The organism is Parasphingorhabdus halotolerans (assembly GCF_012516475.1).
Lineage (GTDB): Bacteria > Pseudomonadota > Alphaproteobacteria > Sphingomonadales > Sphingomonadaceae > Parasphingorhabdus > Parasphingorhabdus halotolerans.
Genome location: NZ_CP051217.1, coordinates 1,111,806 through 1,134,147, shown reverse-complemented (window position 1 = coordinate 1,134,147; position 22,342 = coordinate 1,111,806). Strand labels below are relative to the sequence as shown.

The following is a 22,342-nucleotide window of genomic DNA, read 5'->3' as shown; positions in this document are numbered from 1 at the left end:
TTGAGCGATATTGATCCTATTTTTGCTGCTGTATCAGCGTCAGGCTCGCCTTTTGAAATTGGCGAGCGTGATGGCTTACGGCAATTTGTCAACGCGCCTCCTGACCTCAATATGCTGATCGAAGCCGCGCGCGATCATGGCGACAAGACCTTTATTGTCGAGGGGGATCGGCGGTTGTCGTTTGAAGATGTTTTCTTGCTTCGCGATGCGTTGGTACCGGAATTGCAGATCAAGCGCGGCGAACATGTTGCGATCTGCATGCGCAATCGGGCGGAGTGGATGGTCGCTTTTCTGGCAGTACAGCGGACAGGGGGCGTGGCGGCATTAGTAAATAGTCGCGGCTCGCCTGAAGAACTGGCGGCGTCGGTCAATGGAGTTAGCGCGAAGCTGGTGCTGGCGGATGCCGAGCGCGCGGCTTTGTTGCGCGATGGCGGTTATGTTGGTCGGATTATTGAGGCAGATGGTTTTCCAACCGAAGGCGCCGCTTTAAGTGAACAGCCCATTGCGTCACCCGAAGATCCCTGCGCGATCTTGTTCACCTCCGGCACGACCGGCAGGGTCAAGGGCGCGGTGCTGAGTCATAAAAACCTGATCACCGGGATATTGTCTATGCAGATGTCAGGATTGATGGTGCTGCACAATATGGCGAATCAGATGGGCATTCCGGTCGAAAATATTCTTGCTAATATGCCGCAGCAGGCAGTGCTGCAGGTCTACCCGCTTTTTCATATATCCGGTTTGGGCGCTGCTTTCCTGTCACCGCTTTTTGCTGGTACCAAGGTTGTGATCCTGCGCCGTTGGGATGCTGCGGACGCAATGAAGGTCATTCAGGAAGAAGATATCACACAATTTACCGCCGTTCCTACAATGCTTTGGGATATGGTGAGTGCAGCCAGGGATGAGGGAGCCGACTTATCATCGCTGCGCAATATCGGGACAGGTGGCCAGGCACTGCCGGTTAATCTGCTCGACGCGGTGCGCGAAATTTGCCCGCAGGCGGTGATGGGCACCGGCTATGGCATGACCGAATGTTCGGGCAGTGTTGCGATGGCGGTGGGAGAGGATTTTGTTCGCAATCGCTCGTCGGCGGGGCGGGTGCTTAATCTGGTTGATATGAAAATTGTTGGTCCCGATGGTGAGGAGTTGCCACAAGGTGAAGCCGGCGAAATTGTCGTCCGCGGCGCGATGGTTATGAAGGGCTATTGGAATAACTCTGCAGCGACCAGCGAGGTCTTAAGCGAAGACGGCTGGCTCAATACCGGCGACGTTGGCTATGTTGATGACGAAGGCTATGTCTTCATCGTCGATCGCAAGAAGGACATGGTTATTTCCGGCGGTGAAAATATCTACTGCGCCGAAGTCGAGCGTGTGATGAACGAAATACCCGAAGTCACTGAATGTGCAGCTTTTGGAATAGCCGATGAACGGCTCGGTGAGCTACTGGTTTCGGTTGCTGTGGCGAATGAGGTGAGTGAGCAGAAGATCATCGACATCGTCGGAGAAAAATTGGCTAAATATAAGGCACCGGGTAGGGTGCTGTTTTTAAATGAACCGCTGCCACGCAATGTGGTTGGCAAGGTCGACAAAGTAAAACTGCGGGCGATGTGGCCCGAAATGGCAGGAGAAAAAGCCTGATGGTTATGCCCACAGATATTGGTGTGATTGATTGTATGCTGGGTATTCCGGAGGCGGAGGATCGTTCCGAATGGTTTGAGAGTTTCAAGCCGCTCCTGAAGGATGAAGAGAGCCGGAAGTTGTTCTCCATGCCGGCGCAATATATGTTCAAGGATGTTCCGCAGACCGGCAAAGCCGATGATTATGTCAGCTGGACCGTTGACCAGATGGACAAATTCAACATTGAACGTGCGATGATTGGCTGGAATGAAAATGAGACTTCGCACCGCGCGAAAGAGAAATATCCCGAGCGTTTCTTTTTCGATCTGCCGTGCGATCCGAACAAGGGTGTTGATGAGGTCAAGCGGATCAAGCGCATCCATGAAGAAGTCGGTCTGGCGTCGATCAGCGTCTTTCCCGCAGGCACCAATCCGCAGGTGGCGATCAATCACAAATATATGTTCCCGCTGTACACGGCGGCGGCGGAACTGGATATTCCGATTTGTCTGAATGTTGGTATTCCGGGACCACGCATTCCAATGGAAACCCAGAAGGTAGAGCATCTGGATGAGGTCTGCTGGTTCTTCCCCGATCTAAAAATCGTTATGCGGCATGGAGCGGAACCTTGGGAAGCGCTCGCGGTCAAGCTGATGCTCAAATGGCCTAATCTCTATTACTCGACCAGCGCTTTTGCACCGAAGCATTATCCCAAAGCGATTATTGATTATGCCAACACACGGGGAAGCGACAAGATTATTTACGCGGGATATTTCCCGATGGGGTTGAGCCTCGACCGGATTTTTGGTGATATGCCGAATGTGCCGTTCAAGGAAGAGGTCTGGCCCAAATTCCTGCGCGAAAATGCGATTAAAGTCTTTGGATTGTGAGATTTACGGGAGCCGGGAAGTCTGCTCCTCCCAAAAACAGTCCGCTCGCTGAGACAACCCCGGCAAGCGGCAAGAGATTAAGGAGAAGTATCAATGGCTGATGCTAATCACAAACCTGCAGGCGATGCGCGCACTCCGCCAGTAGCGGTCTGGCAGGTGCTGGAAAAAATGGGCAAGGAAGAGTTGCTCGAGTGGCGCAAGGCGGATGTGAAGGGTCGTGCTCCGGTGGCCGACCGCAATCTGGATATGCCTTTTGCTTACGGCTGGTATCCCGCGATGCTTTCCGCCGATCTTGCGGTGGGTGAAGTCAAGCCGCTACGCTATTTTTCAACCGACCTGGTCATCTGGCGCGGGGAAGATGGTGAGGTGCGCATGCTCGATGCCTATTGCCGTCACCTTGGTGCGCATATGGGTTATGGTGGCCGCGTTGAGGGCAATAATCTCGAGTGTCCGTTTCACGCATGGAGCTATAATGGCGAAGGTGTTGTTGAGAGCATTCCCTATTCCAAATCTATCCCGCCACAGGTCAAACGACCTTGCGAAATACAATGGCCAACTTCGGAAGCCAATCGCTGGATATGGTTCTGGTATCATCCGGCTGGCACGCCGCCCGAATGGGAAGTGGAGGTGGTTCCCGAAACCACCGACCCCGAATGGACAGACTTTGATATTTATGAATGGAATGTCTTTGGCAGTCTACAGAATATGGCCGAAAATGGGGTCGATGCGGCGCATTTCAAATATATTCACGGTGCTGCTACGATGCCCGATTATGAGTTTGAATGGGGCGATATTTGGCGGTCGGCTAGTCTTAAGATGAAAATGGGCACACCACGGGGGGAAGTGGACGGCGGGATTGCTTTCAAAAATATCGGCCCCGGCCAAAGCTGGACACGCTTCACCGGTATTTCAGAAACGCTGTTGATCGCCTGTATCACTCCGATCGAGAAAGATCATGTCCATGCGCGTTTCTGTTTCGCGCAACCCAAGAAACAGGCAGAGGGCCCGATGGCTGGCATCTCCAAGGCGATTATCAAGGATATCTGCAAACAGTTTGATCAGGATAAAGTGGTTTGGGATCGGCAGAAATATCTGCCCGACGCTTTGGTCTGCGCCGGCGATGGACCGATTGCGAAATTCCGCAAGCACTATGCGCAATTTTATGTGGAGTCTGACGCATGAAGTCTTTCGCTTTTCTAGCCGCAGTAACTTTGTTTGCCACAGCCGTTTCCGCTGAGGTCACAGTCTACAAAGGCGGTCCGATCGTCACAATGGCAGGCGATGAAGCGGAGACGGTTGAAGCGATTGCTGTCGATGATGGTAAAATTATCGCTGTCGGCACCGAGGCGGTGGTAAACAAAAGAGCAGGCAAGAAGGCGAGACAATTTGATCTGGGCGGGCGGACTATGCTGCCCGGCTTTATCGATGCGCATGGTCATATTTCCGCCGTTGGATCGACGGCAGGCCTTGCCAATTTATCACCCCCACCAGTCGGTGGCGTGAGCAGCATCGCCGAGCTTCAGGAAACGCTAAAAAACTACCAGCGTCCGGAAGCTATTCCGATCATCATTGGTTGGGGATATGATGACTCGCTGATGGCGGAGCGCAGGCATCCGACCCGCCAAGAACTTGATGCGGTATCTACGACCATGCCTATCATGATCTCCCATGCGAGCGGGCATCTGGGCGTGATGAACAGCGCGATGCTCAAGATGGTCGGGATAACAGCCGATACGCCAAATCCGGTGGGCGGCGTGATCCGGCGCGAGGAAGACGGCAAGACGCCCAACGGTATTCTCGAGGAAACCGCATGGTTCAGCAATCTTGCAATGCTAGCCCCAAAATCCCCGGAGGCGAGCTTGCCCGGTTTGATGGCGGGCGCGAAGATTTATGCTGCGAGTGGAATTACCACCGCGCAGGATGGTCGCGTGATGCCAGAGGGTTGGGCGACGCTGGCAATTGCCAATGAACAGAATAAGCTACCCATCGACATTGTCGCGCTGATTGCGGGTGAAACGGAGTGGCCAGCAGAAGTGTTGGCAAAGGTCGGCAAGCCCTCAAAAGGCCGGATTCGCATCGGGGGCATCAAGCTGGTTCTTGATGGCAGTCCGCAAGGACGCACCGCTTGGCTGCGGGAACCAGTACCCGTGCCGCCGGAAGGGCAGGGCGCGGACTATCACGGATATGGGCTAATGAGTCCTGAAACCCTGACTGCCAAACTGAAATGGGTGGCTGATAATGACTGGCAATTATTCGCCCATGTCAATGGCGATGCAGCGGCTCAGGCGTTGATCGACGGGGTGCGTGCCAATGGGCTTTCCGGCAAACGAACAATTGCGATCCACAATCAAGTGGTCGGTGCAGACCAGCTTCCGGAAATGAAAAAACTGGATATTCATCCAAGCTTTTTTGCTAACCACACATTCTTCTGGGGCGACTGGCACCGCGAAGTTTCAATCGGCCAGAAGCGTGCTGATTTTATTTCACCGCAAGCGAGCGCATGGGCGATCGGGCTTCGCCCGACTGCGCATAATGACTCGCCGGTGGTTCCAACGGATATGATGCGGCTGGTCTGGTCTTCGGTGAACCGGCGTACGCGCTCAGGTGATATATTGGGACCGCTGGAACGGATCACACCCTATCGCGCTTTGCAGCAGGTGACGATCAACGCGGCATGGCAAATCCATGAAGATGAGAGCAAAGGCAGCATTGCAATCGGCAAACGCGCGGACCTGGTGATCCTCGACAGCAATCCGCTTACCGTTGATCCGGCGGAAATCGACAAGATCAAAGTGGTGGCGACGATCAAGGATGGAGTAGCTATTCACGGTGATCCTTCAGGTTTGAAGAAGGAACTGGCCGAATGAGGGGTTTATCAGAAAAAATTGGCATAGTGGCAGGCGGCGGTCGCGGGATTGGCGCGGCAACGGCGAAGCGGCTGGCGAGTGAGGGCGCATCTGTAGTGATTGGTGACATCATGGGCGATTGGGCACGTGAAGTTGCCGATGCGATCAAAGCAGATGGTGGGAAAGCTATTGGCGTTGATCTTGACGGTACTTCCGAAGACTCCCAGAAAGCGATTGTCGAGGCTGCGGTGTCCGAATTTGGGGGGCTGGATTTCTATCACAGCAACCTGGCAGGCGGCACTGAAGGCGATATTGATGCGCTCAATTGTTCGCTGGAAACGCTCGATAAAAGCTTTGCGATCAATGCCAAGAGCCACTTTATAGCCACACAGGCGGCGCTGCCGGTCATGTTGCAACGCGGTTCTGGCGCTATGATTTACACGTCATCAGGTGCGGCATCTGGCGGAAGCCCCTGGCAAGTGGCCTATCCTATGACTAAGAACGCAATCCATGCGCTGGCTCGTCACGTCGCGAGCAAATGGGGCAAAAAGGGTATAAGAGCGAATGTGATTTGTCCCGGCGTTGTGCTTACTGAAGCGGTCAAAATTCATATGACTGACGAGCAAGTTGAGAAATCTCTCAAGTTTGTCCCGCACACCAGACTTGGTGAACCCGATGATATTGCGGCGGCGGTAGCGTTCCTCGCGTCAAAAGATGGCGAGTGGGTCAATGGGCAAGTCTGGCACGTTAACGGCGGCATGCAGTTCCGCGATTGATGGATAGCGCGGCTCCGCCAAAGTTGACTAACAGATGGGTGGCGCTGGCGCTGCTGCTGGGTATTTCGATTTTCAACTATGGGGATCGCTATTTGCTGTCCGGACTGGTCGATCCGATCAAAGCGGAATTCAATGTTTCAGATGGCTTTATGGGATTGCTGCTGGGGCCGGCCTTTGCGGTTTTCTATTCGATCCTCGCGGTACCCATCGCAATTTTCGCGGACCGGTTTTCACGGATTAACATCATTTGCGCGGGATGTGTCATCTGGAGTATTTTTACCGTGCTTTCCGGCTTTGCCGACAGCGCTGCTATGCTTGCCGCTGCCCGGGTGGGAGTCGGGATTGGAGAAGCTGCATTTCAAGCGCCCGCTTTTTCTCTTATCGCCGCTTATTTTCTGCCGCAACAAAGGGGTAAGGCCTTCGCCATCATGGCGCTATCGGTCTATCTGGGGCAAATATTGGGTTATACAGCGGGACCAAAAATTGCTTCCTATGACGACTGGAGACTGGCATTTAAAGTCATGGGTGCAAGCGGATTTGCTGTCGTCGCACTGGCGTGGCTGGTTATCAAGGAACCACAGCGCGAAGCTCCATTGAAAGCCGCCAACTCGACATTCACGAGGATGCAGAAAGCGGGGCAGTTTTGCGTCGATCTTTGGCAGACTTTTAAGAAACTGGTCGGCGCCCGCAGCTATTCTTTCATGATGGTTGGTATGGGACTGGGCGTGATGTCGGGTGTCGCGTTCGGGTTCTGGGGACCAACGCTTTTTTCCCGGGTCTATGAAATGACTTTGATTGATGCCGGCAGTGCATTTGGCGCCGCATTTACAATCCCAGGCATGGTCGGTGCATTGGGTTTCGGCGTGCTGGCTGATTTGTTATCCAAAAAAGGCTATGGACGCTCCCTTATGCTGTCTTCTTTCGCATTGGCCTTTGCCACGCTGGCGGTACTCGGAGCGATCTGGGCCGCGAATATCGAAAATGCATTGATATGGGCGATACCGGCTGGCCTGCTTGGCGGTGGCTGGTCGGTCGGTATCTATGCAGGGCTGCAATATATCCTGCCCGACCGGATGCGGGCGACGGGCACGGCTCTGGCGATGCTGGTGGTCAATATGCTTGGTTTTGTTATCGGGCCTTGGGCGGTGGGCGCGTTTAGTGATTTGCTAGCAATCGACGGTTCCGCCTTGCGTCAGTCATTGACCATTGTTGTTCCGGTTGGCTTAATTGGTGCCCTGCTCATCTGGCTGGGTGCGAAAAGCCTTGAGCAAGATCAGAAACTGCTGGCGGGTGAGGACTGATGCCAGATCGAGAACGGCCAGATAGAAATGTCCAGGGTTTTGGAACAAATATGCGTGTGGCGGATAGCGGTTATAAAAAGTGACAATATGCAGAAATTATCGCATAGTTAAAGACGCATATTGTCGCAAAGGTTTCGTAGGCGGCACTCTTACAGGGGTTTTGAATGAGTGAAGAATTTGCCGTTGATGATATCGACATGGCGATTGTTGAACGGCTTCGCGAAAACGGGCGGGCGACTAACCAGCAGATCGCCGATAAGCTCAATCTGACCGCCGCTACCGTTTCAGCGCGTATCCGCCGGATGGAGGATGCCAACAAGCTGCGCGTTGTTGCTGTCTCTGATTTTGCAGCGCATGGTTATAATGTGTTGATGGAAGTCGCGATCGAGGTTGACGGACGGCCTTCCTCCGAGGTTGCTGAGGAACTGGCGGAATTTCCGGAAGTTTTTGCTGCCCATCTGGTGACCGGACGTTATGATATCGATATGCTTGTCGCTCTCCATGATTTTGATGATCTTGCCGATCTGTTGCTCAACAAATTCTCGCGCGTGAAAGGCATCCGTTCGATGATGCCCGCTATTGCCGTCGATGTGGTCAAATATAAATTTGATGTTGCCCCGATTGAGGCGAGGGAAGGGGTATGACTATTCCCGTTCTTGATGATCTTGATCGCAAACTCATTGACGTGCTGTCAAAAGACGCCCGGATATCCAACCGCAAGATTGCAGCCGATCTTGGCGTGACAGAAGGCACCGTACGCGGCCGGATCAAACGGCTCCAGCAAGACGGGATGATTGCTTTCACCGCAATCACTAGCTTTGGTCTGGCCAACAGCGCTAAAATGGCATTCATCGGTGTACAGACCGATATTGATAAGGTGCGGGAGATCGCCGATAAAATAGCAGAGCTACAGTCTGTGCAAGCAGTAATGGTGACCATGGGCAGGTTCAACATTATGGCCTTTTGTCTGTTTAACGAGTTGGATCTGCTCCACGAAATTTCTTCCGAGAAGATTTTGGCTTTGCCCGGCGTTCATCATGTGGAGTCGTCGATTGCCGTGAAAACTGTAAAATATAATGCGCGGACGGTGAAAATTACCGGAGCGGATCGCACCCGGGACGGCGGCTGAGCATCTTCAGATCGATAAATGCGTAATCATGAGTGATAATAATTACGCGTTAAGCCAATGAAAATTGGTTTATGCAATATTTTGCATTGCCAAATCCTGTAATCTCTCTGTATATTGGGCCCAATTCGAAAATCGGATAGAGGGTTTGGCGATGGCAACAACGGCAGAATATGGATTGGGCGAACACATGTTCCCGCGTGGCTGGTTCATGGTCGGTACGTCCGAAGATGCGACAACGGTGCCAAAAGCGGTGCGCTTCTTTGGCGAGGACATGGTACTCTATCGTGGCGAATCGGGCCGCGTGTTTCTGGTCGAAGCCTATTGCCCGCATATGGGAACGCACCTAGCGAATAATTCGACCTCCTATGTCATTACGGACAAGGAGCATGTTGAGGGTGACAATATCCGTTGCCCTTATCATGGCTGGCGATTTGGCCCCGATGGCCAGTGCAACGACATTCCCTATTCACCCGCGCCTCCGCCCAAAAAGGCTTGTTTGAAAAACTGGCAGGTCGAGGAAAAAGCAGGCTGCATCTGGATGTGGCATGATGAGGAGGGCGGAGAGCCCGAGTATGATCTTCCCAATTTTGAAATGTATGATCAGCCGCATTGGGTGAACTGGGAAATAGATGTTCTTGGTGAGCTCGACTGCCATCCGCAGGAAGTGGTCGATAATATGGTGGACAAGGGACATTTGGGACCGGTGCACGGTTCGATGGATATGGTGTTGTTCGAAAATGTTTTTGATGATCATTGCATCCGCCAGATTTTGACGGCGGGTCACAAGACGTTGGCGGGGTCCGGGGGCGAACCTATGACCAATGATACCTGGTACACCGGTCCCGGTATTTTGCAATCTGTGATGATTGGAGAGTTCCCTTCCCATATGCTGATCGCGCACACGCCGGTTGACGATGGCCGAATAACCGTCTGGCACGCGCTGATGGTGAAGGTGGCCAATCAAACCCCGACCGAGGAAGATGTCGCGATGGCACGCGGTTACCAGCAGGCCAGCCTTGCGGCGTTTTCGCAGGATTTCGAGATATGGGCTAACAAGCGCCCATGTCTGAATCCGATGATGGTCAAGGGTGATGGGCCGTTTGACAAGCTACGCATCTGGTATCGTCAATTCTTCAATCCACGCGCAAGAGCAGGCGAATTCCAGAAGCGAGCCAATGGCAAATATGTATCGCGCGGCACAATCAACGACCCATGGGATCAGGTTGCCTGAAGACTTTGTGCATAGAGATATTTAAAAGGCATCGGGCCGCAGTTGCGCGTCGGTGCCACCATCGACATAAATTATGCTGCCCTGCATATAAGCGGCTGTATCGCTCAGCATGAACTCTATCACGCCAGCTATTTCATCGGGTGTTGCAACCCTGCCTTGTGGAATTGGAATAGCGTCAACGCTTTTGCCGATTTCCGGATGGTCTGCTGCCCCCTGAACATTGGGGTTTCGGTCATTCCTGGCGCGATGGCGTTCAAACGAATACCGGCCTGACCATATTCGGCTGCGCGCCGACGGATCGCGCGGGCAACGGCATGTTTGGAAATACCATAAGTCATTGCCGCATGGTTACTGCCAACAACTGCCATCGCCTCGTCTTCTGTTCCATCGAGCAACGCTTTTGCTAGATCATTATTGGGGTCCATGCCCATTTGCGCCGAGTTGGACGAGATCACCACAACCCGGGCTTTTGATCTCGCGAGGGCATCCTTGAACCCATCGAGCAATTCGACCGCGCCGTAATAATTGACCCTGGCGACCAATTGCCCGTCATCAAGATGGCCGCCGAGACCAGCGGCAAGCACCAGGACGTCAATCTGACCGCCGGACTTTTCCAGCGCGCCATCAATCGCTGCTTTTCGGCCCTCAGCAGTCGAAAGGTCAGCCTCTATCTCGGCGCTTTTCAGATCGATACCGATAACTTCATAGCCATCTTTTTCAAGCCGCGCCTTCACGCATCCGCCGATCCCTGAAGCTGATCCTGAAACTACTGCCTTCATAATGTTTACCTGTCTGTTGTTGGAATATTGCATTGGAACCTGATAAGTTGTGACGTTAAAATGGTCGATCACACACCGCTAAATTCCATAACCCCCGGCAACAGAGATTTGCTGGCCAGTGATATAAGATGCTTTGTTTGATGCCAGAAAAATCGCGGCATTGGCAATTTCTTCCGGCTGCCCCCAGCGTTTGAGAGCCAGTCCCTTTTGCACTTCTTCGACCCAATGTTCGCCAAATACGCCCTGCTTGGTGAGTTCAAGGAACATGCCCGCCTCGATCACGCCGACCAGCACGGAATTGGCACGGATATTGTGCCGACCTTCTTCACGGGCGATGCCGCGGATCAAACTTTCATTCGCAGCCTTGGGCGTGACCGATAGCATATCCCGTTCCGGATAACGCAGTTCACCAGCCGAACCCAGATGAACGAAGGAGCCACCGCCCATTTCTTTCATGTGAGATATGAGGCCCGTCGAGGCTTCAAAAAACCCATGCACTTCGGTGTTTATGGCATTGTACCATTGCTCACGTGTTGTTTCGGAAATCAGCACCTGTTCTACCAGCGGTCCGGCGGCCCAGACCATCGTGTGGACGCGGCCATGTTCCGCGATTGCGTCGCTGATTGCCGATTTCAGCGCTACTGGGTCTGTGACATCACATCGATGAGTGCTGCCCCTTTGACCAGTCGCTTCGATATCGCGAGCAAGCGCTTCCGCATCGTCCTTTTTGGAACGCCACATAATTGCTACCGATGTCCCTGCCTTTGCGAATTCATGCGCCACGACTTTACCAATGCCGCCTGTCGCACCAAACACCATTACTGCGCCTTTTGGAAAATCATCGGTTTCAGTCATTTTCGCGAATCCTGACTAGCTGCATTGAGGGGGTGTCGGCGTTACGATAACAGTTTTCGAACGAGATTCAAAAACTCAATTTGATTGCGTGAAACAGGAGAATGACGGGCAATGCGGATTCTTCGCATGAACGGTGGGCGATCATGACATGTGCGGAATTGACCAAAACTCAACTCCCCACCCATTGATCAAGCTTGATGCAAAGATCTGCAATTGATGGAAAGGCGAAATTATTGTGCCCGGTATCTTCGAGAACATGGGTTTCAACCCTCGGAGAACCAGTAAAATCAATCGGTACTTCATCCGGCGGCGCGCCAATATCGTGATCGCCAAATGCGAAGAACATCGGTACATCAATTGCCGCGGCTTCGGGTGCAAAGCTGCCCCTGATCATGCTCATCATCCCGCCGGCTGCGAAAAGATTGGTTGAGACATCACGCAGGCGCTGGGTCAGCTCTGCGTTGTGTCCACCAAAGGTGATCGACTTACCACTCGGTCCGCTCGCAACCATCGGGAAGGGCGCTTTGAACTTGCGTAACACCAATTCTTCCAGATCGATTTCCACGGCATCCGGCATACCGATATAGGTTTTCTCATGATCGTCGAGGCCCCAGTCCAGCCCGCGTGCACTGGAGCCGAGCAAGGCGACCTGGCTGAATAAATTAGACCGTGCCTGCATCAGCACAAGGATCATTCCGCCCATAGAATGACCCAGTCCGACCGCCTTTTTGTCTCTCAACCGACCATCATCCAGAAGCAGCTGGCAGGCGCTAGCGAGATAACTGGCGGATTGCCGCGGCGTTAGAAAAGGATGGTTTGTCGGCAGTGGATTTGTTGCGATCCCCGGATGATCCATGACGATAAGAGTGTGCCCCAGCTGCGTCATGCGAGACACAAAGCTGAAGTCGAATTCATCAACCGTTCCAAGATCGAAATAATCGCGGGTGGCGCTTCCACCGGGTAGACAGAATAGGACCGTGCCGGATTGTTTGTCTTCTGGCTGGTACAGATTTGCGGTGAGCTGCCACGATGACCCTTCTATCGCCTGCACTCCGGCGGAAAGTGCGCTGACCCTCATATCTGCGGCGCGATATCCAGCGTGATACCATCAAGCGAGTCGGTCAGATTGATCTGGCAGGCGAGGCGGGATTTGTCGTTAACCTCGACCAGTTCCTCCAGTCCCTCAAGCATATAGCCTTCATCCTCGGTATATTCGCCGGTGTTTGCGCGCCAGCCATCGCGTAAATAGACATGACAGGTTCCGCAGGATGCCGCACCGCCGCAGGTCGCTTGCACCAGCCCGGCATCGCGTAATGGTTCCATCAATGCATCACCGGTTTGGGCTGACAGCTTATGCTCGGTTCCATCCTGATCGAACACTAGTATCGTCGGCATAAGTAATCCTCGTAATGCTTCGAATCAGGTTGACTATGATCCGATATATTGTATTTCAGAACAGCGTTCGGAAAGTCCTATCGCCTATTCGCATATAAGGCAAGACGGACAATTTACCGCAGGAAAAGGATTGATAATGGCTGGTGTTCTTGACGGGTTAAAAGTCTTGGATTTGAGCTGGGGCATATCGGGACCAATGACCGCGATGCTACTCGCCGATCATGGCGCAGACGTGACCCGGATAGAACGACCTGATGGGGATCCATTTGCCGGACTGCTGGGTTACAAGGTTTGGCATCGCGGCAAAAAAAATGCGGTTTTTAATCTGAAGGATGACGGCGACAAGGCGTTGTTTTTGAAACTGGCAGCTGATGCCGATATACTGGTGGAGAGTTTTGCGCCCGATGTCACCACCCGTCTCGGTATTGATTTTGAAACGCTGGCGGTGATCAATCCGAAACTGATTTATTGCTCTATCACTGGCTATGGCGAAGAAGGGGAGTGGCGTGATGAGCCTGGTTATGACGCGCTGGTCGCGGCGAAAACCGGACTGCAATATGAGCAGCGTGGTTGGCCAGAAGGTGCGCTCTACCACATGGCGGGCCGCGAAGACCCATTTGCCGGTGCTGCCGAAATTGATCCCGACTGGGTGCAGGGTGCCAATCGTGAAGGGCCGTTATTTGTTGCTTCGCCCTGGCCAAGTTTGGGCGCGATGTTTTCTGCAATCACCGGAATATCTGCGGCGCTTTATGCCCGAAAGAAAAGCGGGCGCGGACAGAAGGTTTCGACGTCTCTGTATCAGGGCGCTCTGGCTTGCGGCAGCGGTATCTGGCAGCGCGCAGAAAACCCTGATGCAGAGGGTTTCAACACTTGGATTATGGGCAGCGCCAGCCCGAAGGGGCATTTCCAATGCGCCGATGGAAAGTGGATCCACAACTGGGTGCCCAACCCGCGTTTCATATTGGAAGCCTCCAAGGGCGACACGATGAACGCCACACCCGATCTCACTGTACAAAATGATCCTGACCGGTTTGGCATCGGTCCGGAAGAGCTGTTGGTGATGGCGCATTATCAACCGATCCTTGCAGATGCGGTAAAGAAATTTCCCGCCGCCGATTGGGTTGCCGCAGCGACCGACGGCAACATGACCATACAGGAATGCCGGTCGCTTGAAGATTCGCTTACCGACCCGCTGTTGATTGGTGATAAATGTGTAGCGACAGTTGATGATCCAGAGTTAGGGCCGATCAATCAGGTCGGTATTACCTACCGGTTGGAAACTAGCCAAGGTGCGATTCAGGGGCCAACGCGGGAGAGTGGTGCAGACACGGATGCAGTCAAGGCGTACGCCGCATCTCTACCCGATCCCAAAGCAGAATCCGTTCCCGCTACAGCCAAAAGTAAAGGTCCGCTCGACGGTGTCCGCGTACTCGATCTGGGTCTCGCAATTGCCGGACCATTTGGTTGCCAGCTGCTCTCCGACATGGGTGCAGAGGTGATCAAGGTGAACACGCTTTGGGATGCCTATTGGCACCGCACCCATATCGCCGGGATGGCCAATCGTGGGAAGCGATCGATTGCGTTGATGCTCAAACATCCCAAGGGCATGGAAGTGCTAAAAAAATTGATCGCGACCTGTGATGTCGTGCAGCACAATATGCGCTATCCAGCGGTTGAACGAATGGGTCTTGATTATGCCAGTCTGAAAGATGAATTCCCGCAGTTGATCTATTGCCATACACGCGGTTTTGAAGAAGGTCCGCGCAAGAATCTACCCGGCAATGATCAGACGGGAGCCTGTCTTGCCGGAGTCCAGCATGAAGATGGCGCGCTGCATACTGGCGAGGGACATCCCGTCTGGGCGCTGACATCTTTGGGCGATACTGGAAATGGTTTCCTGTCTGCCGCCGCGATATGTCAGGCGCTGATGGAGCGCGAAAAAACGGGTAAGGGGCAGTTTGTGGACACGTCCATTGTAAACGCCTGTTTGCTTAATACCAGCTACGGTGTCGCTAAACCGGATGGCAGCGCGGTTGAACGTCCACGTCTGGATGCGGATCAGACCGGTTATTCTGATTACTACCGCGTTTATCGCTGCAGTGATGATAAATGGATACAGGTCGCTGCGATCAGTGATGCGCATAAGGCAGCTTTTGACCGGATAGCGAAGAGCGGCGAATTTACGTCCGGTTCGTCAAGTGATTGGCTTGCCAAACTCGCTGATGCAGGCGTTCCGGCTTCGCTATCGGATGGTGAAGTGTCGCAAAAACTGTTCGATAACGCGGCGCTTAAGAAGCGCGGCTGGACGGTCGAATATGCTTATCCCGAGGTCGGCAAGCTGGAACAGATCGGCGCGACCTATCAGCTTTCCCAAAATCCGGTTGGTCCACAATCTCCGCCATTGATGGTCGGCGACAACACTGCTTCACTGCTTTCTGAACTGGGTTACAGCGAAGAAGAAATTGCCGGGCTCGCCAAAGAGACTGCAATCTTGTGCTATCCCCCTATTGACGGGCAGGAAGCGGCAGAAAACCCATGGGGGCTTTGAATCATGCGTCCTGATCCTATCCAGCGTATCGATACCGCCTTTTTCTGGGAAGCGTGCGAACGCGGCGAACTGGTCGCGCAGAAATGTTCGGCCTGCAATGTCCTCTGGCATCCGCCGCGTCCGATTTGCCCGACTTGTCATTCGACGGAAAAAACGGTCGAGAAGCTATCGGGCAAAGGGAAGCTGCTCAGCTGGGTACGTCAGGTGAAACCCGCTGCTTTTGGTTTTCCAGAGTCGCCCGTTGCGATTCTGGTTAAACTCGACGAAGGCATAAGACTGGTCAGCAATCTTGAAGGTAGTGACGTGGATGACATTCGTGTCGGCATGGCTGTGCGCGTTGAATTCGCCGAAACATCTGGAGGCAAGGCCGTTCCCATTTTTCGCGCAGCAGAGAATAGCTGATGGTCGATAGTTCACAGCAAGCCGCAATCGTCGGCATCGGCCAGACTGAATTTTCCAAAAATTCCGGGCGCTCCGAACAGCAACTCGCCGCCGAGGCAATCCTCGCTGCCTGTCAGGATGCGGGTATCAATCCGCATGATATTGACGGCATGACCAGTTTCAATCTCGATAATAGCGACGAAGTGGATGTGATGCGTTCGCTCGGTTGCAAGGAGATTAATTACACCACGCGACTTCCGCAAGGCGGGGCATCGTCGGTTGCTACGATTGTCCACGCGAAAAACGCGGTGGAATCAGGCATGTGCGATGTGTTCGTTATCTGGCGCGCGATGAACGAGCGTTCGCAATATCGCTTTGGCCAGCCGACGCCATCGTTAAGTCCGGACGCGCATAGCTCAACTTTTCTCGAATGGTGCTTCCCGTTTGGCGCGCAGACTCCAGCCGCATGGGAAGCGCTATCCTGCGGGCCTTATCTCGATAAATTCGGAGTGACATCAGAAGATTTGGGCCGGATCGCAGTGCTGATGCGCAAACATGCTGCGACCAATCCCAATGCCTGGTTCTACGAAAAACCGATCACGCTGGAGGAGCATCAGGCAAGCCGCTGGATTGTTGAACCCTGGCTGCATTTGCTTGATTGTTGTCAGGAATCCGATGGCGGTGTGGCACTGGTCATCACGCGAATGGATCGTGCGAAGGACCTGAAGCAGAAACCCGCGAGAATTCTGAGTGCCGAATATAGCTTTCTGTTTAACCACGAGATTATTTCGGATTTCTATGAAGGCGACCTGATCACCCATGACATTGCAAATCGTGTGACGGAGAAGTTGATCGCCTCAGCCGGAATTGCGCCCAAGGATACCGACGTCGCGATGATCTATGACAATTTCACACCGCAAATTCTGCGCCAGCTCGAAGGCTTTGGTTATTGCGGAATTGGCGAGGCAAAGGATTATATCAAAGACGGCCATATGGAACTCGATGGCCAATCACCGCTTAGCCCCAATGGCGGCCTTATGGGTGAAGGCTATATTCACGGGATGAATAATATTACAGAAGGCGTGCGGCAGGTGCGCGGGACGGCCGCCAATCAGGTCGCGGATGTGGAAACGGTATTTCTGGCGTCTGGCGTCGCCGGTGCGGTAATCGGAAAATAGGAACGGAATATGGGCGAGATTTACAAGGCCGGAACCAAGCTAAGCAGCAGCGTTTGCCAGACGCAGATCATGGCGCTGCGTGTTCCTGCGGAAGAACTGGACATTACTTGTGGCGGCGCGCCAATGGTGAAAGAGGATGGTGAAAAAGGTGATCTCAACGGCGATCTCGCTGGTGGGATGTTGGTCGGTAAACGCTATGTTGATGAAGGCGAGACGATGGAGTTTCTTTGTACACGTGGCGGTGATGGTACGGTTCAGGTGAACGGTGTGTCGCTTGTTGTGAAGCAGGCGAAAAAACTGCCTTCGTCAGACTGATCTGGCAACTAATGAATATCTATCTCATCCTGCAAATGGCGTCCGAGGCGATGGGCGAGCGTGAGGCAATTGTCGCTGGTGAAACGCGGTTGACCTACGCCGACCTTGATATAGCAGCGCGGCGGGTGGCAGCAAAAGTACAGTCCGGTCAGCGGTTATCTTATCTGGCGGAGAATAGCCCGGCAATGCCCGCTGCTATTTTCGGGGCGGCGCTTGCGGGAACGCCGTTCGTTCCTATTAATTATCGGCTGGCGGAAGAACAGATAGATGCGCTGCTGGCGCGTGTGACGCCAGCGTTGCTGATCTCTGAACATGAAAAACAGTACACAGATATCGATTTGATCAACTATTCCAACGCTATTTCCGGCGAAGCGATGGAGGGCGAAGCACCGGATGTCGACGAGGGTGTCGCAATCGAGTTATTCACTAGCGGAACCACTGGCGAGCCGAAGTCTGCAATTTTGCGTCATGATAATCTGATGGCCTATATCCTTGGCAGCGTCGAATTTATGAGTGCGGGCGAAGATGAAGCCGCGCTGATCAGTGTACCGCCCTATCATATTGCAGGCATTTCTGCGGTACTGAGTTCAACCTACGCCGGACGGAAAATGGTACAGTTGCCCAATTTCAGCGCCGAGGCCTGGATTGATCTCGCAAAGGCGGAAGATATTACCCATGCCTTTGTGGTGCCAACTATGTTGCAGCAAATAATCGAACATGTTGGAAAAACCGGTGAGGTGCTCGACCTGCCAAATCTCCTTGCTTTATCTTACGGTGGCGGGAAAATGCCACTGGCGGTAATTGTAAAGGCGATCGAAACGTTGCCGCATGTCAGCTTTACTAACGCTTATGGTCTGACTGAAACCAGCTCGACGATCTGCCTGCTCGACCCCGACGATCATCGTGCGGCGATAGAATCTGATGACCCTAAAATCCGTCGGCGTCTGGCATCGGTGGGGCGGGCTTTGCCATCGGTCGAATTGCTTGTTCGCAGTGACGATGGAAATACTTGCCTACCCGAAGAAACCGGAATGGTGTTTGTACGGGGCGATCAAGTGAGCGGCGAATATAAGGGTGTTGGTTCGCAGCTTGAAGACGACGGTTGGTTCCCGACGAGGGATGTCGGCTTTGTCGATGCAGAGGGCTATTTGTTTCTCGATGGCCGTGCCGATGACGTTATCGTGCGTGGCGGTGAAAATATCTCGCCGGGTGAAGTTGAGGATGTTCTGATAACCCATGATGGGGTAAGGGATGTCGCGGTCGTTGCTGTAGCCGACGAGCAATGGGGTGAAGCGGTCGGAGCGGCGATTGTGTGTAATGGCGCCCCTCCCAACGAAGACGAACTTTGCGCTTTGGTGAAAGACAAGCTGCGTTCCAGCCGCGTACCCTCAAAAATCATCTTCGTCGAGGAGCTCCCATATACTGAAACCGGCAAGCTACTTCGCCGTGTCCTGCGCGATCAACTTGCCGGGGTATAAGTCTGCCGCGAAATTTGGCGAGCAATTGCTCGCTGAACTGGGCTTGCAAAGAGAAATCATTGCCGATGCGGATCATCCCGCTTTGGCGTGGCGCAGAGCGGGACTGCTGCGGTTGAGCGGGCCAGCAGATGGACCTGCACAAATTCCTCCACTGTCGCTTACCACTGCCGTCGATGGGGCGATGCTGGCGTTGAAGGCATCGTCCAATTTTCCGGATAGGCTTCCGCAAAATGGTGCATTGTTGCTCGGTGAACGGGCGCGGCTTATGGATTTGCAGAGGGCAGGTCGGACGAGCACCGGTGGCCATTGTCGCTTGCTTGACGCAGCGGATGGCCGGATCGCGTTAAACTTGGCGCGTGATGATGATTGGGAGTTGCTGGAAGCTTGGCTGGAAGAACCGGCTTCGTCATGGGAAAATGTCGAGCAGGTAGTTCACTCCAAATCCGCGACTGCTCTGGTCGAACGCGGGATCGAACTGGGGCTTCCGGTTGCACCGGATGAGTTGCGCGAAGCCAAGCAGTGGTTTGAGGAAATCACGTTTAAGTCGTCCAACAAGCAACACAAAAAGCCACTCGTCGTTGATCTTTCGAGCCTCTGGGCCGGGCCCTTGGCCGGGAACCTGCTCCACCTGATGGGTGCAGATGTGATCAAGGTTGAAAGCCAGTCCCGTCCCGATGGCGCGAGGCAAGGCAATTTTGAATTTTTCAATCTGCTCAACGCGGGAAAAAGATGTGCCACCCTTGATTTCACTTTACCGGAGGGGCGGACCGATCTGAAAAAACTTGTCGACGCGGCTGATATCGTTATCGAGGCTTCGCGCCCTCGTGCGTTGCGGCAATTGGGGATAGATGCGGAGCAGCTCTTGTCGCAACAACCGGGAAAGACATGGGTCAGGTTAACGGCTTATGGCGCAGCGGAAAACCGTATTGGTTTTGGTGATGATATCGGTGTTGGGGCAGGTCTCTCGGCCATCATGGAAAAGGCTTGGGGGAAGCCGTGCTTTGTCGGGGATGCTATCGCCGATCCGATTTCAGGAATCTACGCTGCTTTAGCTGTTTGGACAAAATGGCAGCAAGGGGCTGGCTGTTTGCTCAATCTCTCTATGTGCGATATTGTTCGTCATGCCATGCAAGTTGAGGATGAAAATATCGATTGGTCGTTTGTAGCCACGGAGTGGCAAAATATGGCTGCAGCCGACAGCGGAGAGTTTTATCCTATGCGAAATACTTCGGGTGTGGCCGAAGAGCTTGGCGCTAGCATATCAGAAATAATGTCTAGCCTGTGCTGATCCGCAATGTTGAAATTGATCGAACATCGTGCGATCTTCGAACTCGCAACGGATTGATAGCCGAAATCGGCAACCAACTGGCCCCCCAAGATGGTGAACAGGTTATCGACGGGCAAAGCGGGGTCTTGCTGCCAGGTCTTCACGATCACCATATCCATCTTAACGCCTCGGCCGCCGCCATGGAGTCTGTTAGATGCGGACCGCCACATGTCCAGAATCAGGAGGAACTGATTGTGGCTCTCGAGGTTGCATCGGATGGCGAGTGGCTACGCGGGATCGGCTATCATCCCTCTGTTGCCGGAGAAATTGATCGCCACTGGCTTGACTGCAATGGCCCTGATCGCCCCATCCGTATCCAGCATCGCGGAGGCCGGATGTGGGTGTTTAACAGTCAAGCGATTGCGCTGTTAGCCATTGATATTCCGCACGATGGACGGCTGGTAGATGGAGACGCGGAACTAAGGAAGCTGATGGGAAACCAGCGGCCCGATCTGAAGCCGCTGGTGAAAAAGCTTCTATCCTTTGGCATCACCGGTGTAACCGAAGTCACACCGGGCAACGACCGCGATGACTTCGAACATTATTCTGTAAATGCAAATCCGCTCAACCTGACGATTATGGGGGGAGTAGATTTGCATGGGCATAACGGCAATAGCGCGCAAGTTGGACCGCTTAAAATTCATAATCACGACTACGACCTGCCATCGCTCGCGGATGTGATAGCGCAAATATCCGACGCACATGTTCATGGCCGCGCGGTTGCCATCCATTGTGTTACCCGCGCCGAAATGATGCTTAGCCTTGCAGCGATTGAGGATGCGGGAGTGCACCCCGGTGATCGCATTGAGCATGCCGCAATTGCCGATGATACGATCATTGAATGGATTATGAAACTGGGCCTCACAGTGGTGACTCAGCCGCATTTTATAACCGAACGTCAGGACGCTTACCTCAAGGAAGTGGAAAGCCACGAACTGCCGCATCTTTGGCGACTGAAGTCCTTTGTTGATGCTGGCATTGGGATAGCAGGTGGAAGCGATGCACCGTTCGGTGATCTCAATCCTTGGAAGGCAATGGCCAGCGCCGTACGCCGCCCGGGGAAACTTGGACCGAACGAAGCGATCAGCGCCAATGACGCTCTCGCGCTTTACACCAAGCCATCATCGGAAGCTGGTGCCGCACCTCGCCAACTGGTGGTCGGAGAGAAGGCTGACTTATGCTTGCTGGATAGAAGTTGCGCAGATGCCTATGCAGATTTCAGCGCAGTCAATGTGCAGGCAACATGGATCGACGGTGAGCTAGTTTATGAAAGAATTTTGTCAACCAGTCCCCATTCCAATGCTGTCTGAGCGGTTATTTTCTTCATCGACAACGCCATAAAAGCGGTGCGTTGCCGACCGATGCGTCGTGGCAGGCTAGCGGTTCCCCCAGCACCGGGGATCAGACCATATTTCAGTTCAGGCAATTGGAACCACGCGTCTTTATTGGCCGTCATATTTTGGGCAAACGCCGCAATCTCCGCACCCGCTCCAACGGCCGCACCATTAACGTGAACATGAAGCCGTTCTTGCAAACGCGCCAGTCGCCATGCGGGGAGGCGCAGGCTCCGTATCCAATGGGCTGATGCGGGATCGGATACTTCGCCGAACTCATTTGTTTCGCCGCCGATTGAAAAGCTACGACCGGTTCCGGTTAGATTGATCCGTTCGATGGATTTATCCGTCAGCGCCAAATCAAGGGCTTCACACAACGCATCGCGCAAGGTCACACCGATGGCATTGAGATTGTCCGGATCGTTCAAATTCAAGTTTAGTTGCGCTTCATCCATCTCTACAAGCAGTGGTTTGGCGGCCGCTATGGGTTGGTTTCTGCTGCGCTCATGGCCATGCAACCATTCCAAGAATTCCAGTCCTTTTTGCACCGTTGCATAAGCGAAGCTTTCTGCAGTCAAGGCATCTTGGATGCTCAGGCTCTCACTTGCGCGAAGATGTTGGACTAGTACCATTGATGCTACAGGTGCTTTCTCAATGTTCGCGGCAATACGGTCGAGTGGTCCGTTATCATCCAGCAGCACGTCGCAGAAAGGTGTCAACGCCCCAGACCCGATTCCAATTATGGGGCAGGGCAGGTCGCGCAACCATTTGCCGAGCGCTGCATCGCTTCCTTCCAGATTAACTGCGAGAAAAGGCATCGGGCTGCTTGGGCCAAAGCTTTCACGGGGTAACCGGGCATGGACCATCTCATCCAATTCGGTCGGGCTAAGCGGTTTGATTATGACCTCCAGCGGTTTTGACTCTAGCAAAACAAACAAGGCCAGAATAATGGTGTTTGCAAGGAAAAA

The 22,342-nt window shown here is 53.5% G+C and carries 20 protein-coding genes and 1 pseudogene; 16 read left to right on the top strand and 5 right to left on the bottom strand.

The window, feature by feature from the left end:
• The 9 genes from HF685_RS05380 (at position 1) to HF685_RS05340 (ending at position 9,784) form a co-directional block, all read left to right on the top strand.
• Positions 1 to 1,635: a class I adenylate-forming enzyme family protein gene (locus HF685_RS05380; RefSeq protein WP_168818622.1), complete on the top strand. Its 1,635-nt coding sequence runs from the start codon at positions 1 to 3 to the stop codon at positions 1,633 to 1,635.
• On the top strand, positions 1,635 to 2,501 hold the full coding sequence (locus tag HF685_RS05375; protein ID WP_168818621.1) for an amidohydrolase family protein: 867 nt from the start codon (positions 1,635 to 1,637) through the stop codon (positions 2,499 to 2,501). The genes HF685_RS05380 and HF685_RS05375 overlap by 1 nt, the downstream gene beginning before the upstream one ends.
• A 93-nt stretch (positions 2,502 to 2,594) precedes the next feature.
• Entirely contained in the window at positions 2,595 to 3,683 is a 1,089-nt protein-coding gene (locus HF685_RS05370; RefSeq protein ID WP_246218766.1) for a Rieske 2Fe-2S domain-containing protein, read from the top strand.
• Positions 3,680 to 5,368: an amidohydrolase gene (locus tag HF685_RS05365; protein WP_168818620.1), complete on the top strand. Its 1,689-nt coding sequence runs from the start codon at positions 3,680 to 3,682 to the stop codon at positions 5,366 to 5,368. Before HF685_RS05370 ends, HF685_RS05365 begins: the two co-directional genes overlap by 4 nt.
• Positions 5,365 to 6,123, top strand: coding sequence for an SDR family NAD(P)-dependent oxidoreductase (locus tag HF685_RS05360; RefSeq protein WP_168818619.1), 759 nt, complete (start codon positions 5,365 to 5,367; stop codon positions 6,121 to 6,123). Before HF685_RS05365 ends, HF685_RS05360 begins: the two co-directional genes overlap by 4 nt.
• On the top strand, positions 6,123 to 7,424 hold the full coding sequence (locus HF685_RS05355; RefSeq protein WP_168818618.1) for a spinster family MFS transporter: 1,302 nt from the start codon (positions 6,123 to 6,125) through the stop codon (positions 7,422 to 7,424). The genes HF685_RS05360 and HF685_RS05355 overlap by 1 nt, the downstream gene beginning before the upstream one ends.
• Positions 7,425 to 7,588: 164 nt before the next feature.
• The gene (locus HF685_RS05350) at positions 7,589 to 8,068 is read left to right on the top strand and encodes an Lrp/AsnC family transcriptional regulator (RefSeq protein WP_168818617.1); all 480 of its coding nucleotides are present in this window, start codon (positions 7,589 to 7,591) and stop codon (positions 8,066 to 8,068) included.
• On the top strand, positions 8,065 to 8,553 hold the full coding sequence (locus tag HF685_RS05345) for an Lrp/AsnC family transcriptional regulator (RefSeq protein WP_168818616.1): 489 nt from the start codon (positions 8,065 to 8,067) through the stop codon (positions 8,551 to 8,553). The genes HF685_RS05350 and HF685_RS05345 overlap by 4 nt, the downstream gene beginning before the upstream one ends.
• A 151-nt stretch (positions 8,554 to 8,704) precedes the next feature.
• Positions 8,705 to 9,784 carry an aromatic ring-hydroxylating dioxygenase subunit alpha gene (locus HF685_RS05340; RefSeq protein ID WP_168818615.1) on the top strand — a complete coding sequence of 360 codons (1,080 nt, stop codon included), beginning with the start codon at positions 8,705 to 8,707 and terminating at the stop codon, positions 9,782 to 9,784.
• A 111-nt stretch (positions 9,785 to 9,895) separates the two neighbouring features.
• Here the strand turns inward: HF685_RS05340 and HF685_RS05330 are convergent.
• The 4 genes and pseudogenes from HF685_RS05330 to HF685_RS05315 form a co-directional block, all read right to left on the bottom strand.
• A pseudogene (locus HF685_RS05330) lies at positions 9,896 to 10,563 on the bottom strand (SDR family oxidoreductase); the annotation flags it as partial.
• A 78-nt stretch (positions 10,564 to 10,641) separates the two neighbouring features.
• Positions 10,642 to 11,418: an SDR family NAD(P)-dependent oxidoreductase gene (locus HF685_RS05325; protein WP_246218765.1), complete on the bottom strand. Its 777-nt coding sequence runs from the start codon at positions 11,416 to 11,418 to the stop codon at positions 10,642 to 10,644.
• 169 nt (positions 11,419 to 11,587) lie between these two features.
• Positions 11,588 to 12,496 (bottom strand): alpha/beta fold hydrolase, encoded by a 909-nt coding sequence (locus HF685_RS05320; protein WP_168818612.1) that lies wholly within the window; start codon positions 12,494 to 12,496, stop codon positions 11,588 to 11,590.
• Complete coding sequence (locus tag HF685_RS05315) at positions 12,493 to 12,813, bottom strand: 2Fe-2S iron-sulfur cluster-binding protein (protein WP_168818611.1); 321 nt, start codon at positions 12,811 to 12,813, stop codon at positions 12,493 to 12,495. The genes HF685_RS05320 and HF685_RS05315 overlap by 4 nt, the downstream gene beginning before the upstream one ends.
• Before the next feature lie 136 nt (positions 12,814 to 12,949).
• Here HF685_RS05315 and HF685_RS05310 point away from each other — a divergent pair, with 136 nt between their 5' ends.
• The 7 genes from HF685_RS05310 to HF685_RS05280 are packed head-to-tail and all read left to right on the top strand — an operon-like array spanning position 12,950 to position 21,350.
• Positions 12,950 to 15,361, top strand: a complete 2,412-nt coding sequence (locus HF685_RS05310) for a CaiB/BaiF CoA transferase family protein (protein ID WP_168818610.1) — start codon at positions 12,950 to 12,952, stop codon at positions 15,359 to 15,361.
• A 3-nt stretch (positions 15,362 to 15,364) separates the two neighbouring features.
• Positions 15,365 to 15,763: a Zn-ribbon domain-containing OB-fold protein gene (locus HF685_RS05305; protein ID WP_168818609.1), complete on the top strand. Its 399-nt coding sequence runs from the start codon at positions 15,365 to 15,367 to the stop codon at positions 15,761 to 15,763.
• Positions 15,763 to 16,920 carry a thiolase C-terminal domain-containing protein gene (locus HF685_RS05300; RefSeq protein ID WP_168818608.1) on the top strand — a complete coding sequence of 386 codons (1,158 nt, stop codon included), beginning with the start codon at positions 15,763 to 15,765 and terminating at the stop codon, positions 16,918 to 16,920. Before HF685_RS05305 ends, HF685_RS05300 begins: the two co-directional genes overlap by 1 nt.
• Positions 16,921 to 16,929: 9 nt before the next feature.
• Positions 16,930 to 17,235, top strand: a complete 306-nt coding sequence (locus HF685_RS05295) for a hypothetical protein (RefSeq protein ID WP_168818607.1) — start codon at positions 16,930 to 16,932, stop codon at positions 17,233 to 17,235.
• Positions 17,236 to 17,246: 11 nt separating this feature from the next.
• A complete protein-coding gene (locus tag HF685_RS05290) occupies positions 17,247 to 18,713 on the top strand; it encodes a class I adenylate-forming enzyme family protein (protein WP_168818606.1) in 1,467 nt (488 codons plus the stop codon).
• Positions 18,682 to 20,001, top strand: coding sequence for a CoA transferase (locus HF685_RS05285; protein ID WP_168818605.1), 1,320 nt, complete (start codon positions 18,682 to 18,684; stop codon positions 19,999 to 20,001). The genes HF685_RS05290 and HF685_RS05285 overlap by 32 nt, the downstream gene beginning before the upstream one ends.
• Before the next feature lie 53 nt (positions 20,002 to 20,054).
• Positions 20,055 to 21,350: an amidohydrolase family protein gene (locus HF685_RS05280; protein ID WP_168818604.1), complete on the top strand. Its 1,296-nt coding sequence runs from the start codon at positions 20,055 to 20,057 to the stop codon at positions 21,348 to 21,350.
• Here HF685_RS05280 and HF685_RS05275 read toward each other — a convergent pair.
• Positions 21,305 to 22,303: an enoyl-CoA hydratase/isomerase family protein gene (locus HF685_RS05275; RefSeq protein ID WP_246218764.1), complete on the bottom strand. Its 999-nt coding sequence runs from the start codon at positions 22,301 to 22,303 to the stop codon at positions 21,305 to 21,307. The genes HF685_RS05280 and HF685_RS05275 overlap by 46 nt on opposite strands.
• Positions 22,304 to 22,342: the final 39 nt, after the last annotated feature.

Excerpts from the sequence above, each read along its gene's own strand:
- HF685_RS05375 (WP_168818621.1), top strand. The coding sequence starts at position 1,635 with ATGGTTATGCCCACAGATATTGGTGTGATTGATTGTATGCTGGGTATT.
- HF685_RS05370 (WP_246218766.1), top strand. The coding sequence starts at position 2,595 with ATGGCTGATGCTAATCACAAACCTGCAGGCGATGCGCGCACTCCGCCA.
- HF685_RS05365 (WP_168818620.1), top strand. The coding sequence starts at position 3,680 with ATGAAGTCTTTCGCTTTTCTAGCCGCAGTAACTTTGTTTGCCACAGCC.
- HF685_RS05360 (WP_168818619.1), top strand. The coding sequence starts at position 5,365 with ATGAGGGGTTTATCAGAAAAAATTGGCATAGTGGCAGGCGGCGGTCGC.
- HF685_RS05355 (WP_168818618.1), top strand. The coding sequence starts at position 6,123 with ATGGATAGCGCGGCTCCGCCAAAGTTGACTAACAGATGGGTGGCGCTG.
- HF685_RS05350 (WP_168818617.1), top strand. The coding sequence starts at position 7,589 with ATGAGTGAAGAATTTGCCGTTGATGATATCGACATGGCGATTGTTGAA.
- HF685_RS05345 (WP_168818616.1), top strand. The coding sequence starts at position 8,065 with ATGACTATTCCCGTTCTTGATGATCTTGATCGCAAACTCATTGACGTG.
- HF685_RS05340 (WP_168818615.1), top strand. The coding sequence starts at position 8,705 with ATGGCAACAACGGCAGAATATGGATTGGGCGAACACATGTTCCCGCGT.
- HF685_RS05325 (WP_246218765.1), bottom strand. The coding sequence starts at position 11,418 with ATGACTGAAACCGATGATTTTCCAAAAGGCGCAGTAATGGTGTTTGGT.
- HF685_RS05320 (WP_168818612.1), bottom strand. The coding sequence starts at position 12,496 with ATGAGGGTCAGCGCACTTTCCGCCGGAGTGCAGGCGATAGAAGGGTCA.
- HF685_RS05315 (WP_168818611.1), bottom strand. The coding sequence starts at position 12,813 with ATGCCGACGATACTAGTGTTCGATCAGGATGGAACCGAGCATAAGCTG.
- HF685_RS05310 (WP_168818610.1), top strand. The coding sequence starts at position 12,950 with ATGGCTGGTGTTCTTGACGGGTTAAAAGTCTTGGATTTGAGCTGGGGC.
- HF685_RS05305 (WP_168818609.1), top strand. The coding sequence starts at position 15,365 with ATGCGTCCTGATCCTATCCAGCGTATCGATACCGCCTTTTTCTGGGAA.
- HF685_RS05300 (WP_168818608.1), top strand. The coding sequence starts at position 15,763 with ATGGTCGATAGTTCACAGCAAGCCGCAATCGTCGGCATCGGCCAGACT.
- HF685_RS05295 (WP_168818607.1), top strand. The coding sequence starts at position 16,930 with ATGGGCGAGATTTACAAGGCCGGAACCAAGCTAAGCAGCAGCGTTTGC.
- HF685_RS05290 (WP_168818606.1), top strand. The coding sequence starts at position 17,247 with ATGAATATCTATCTCATCCTGCAAATGGCGTCCGAGGCGATGGGCGAG.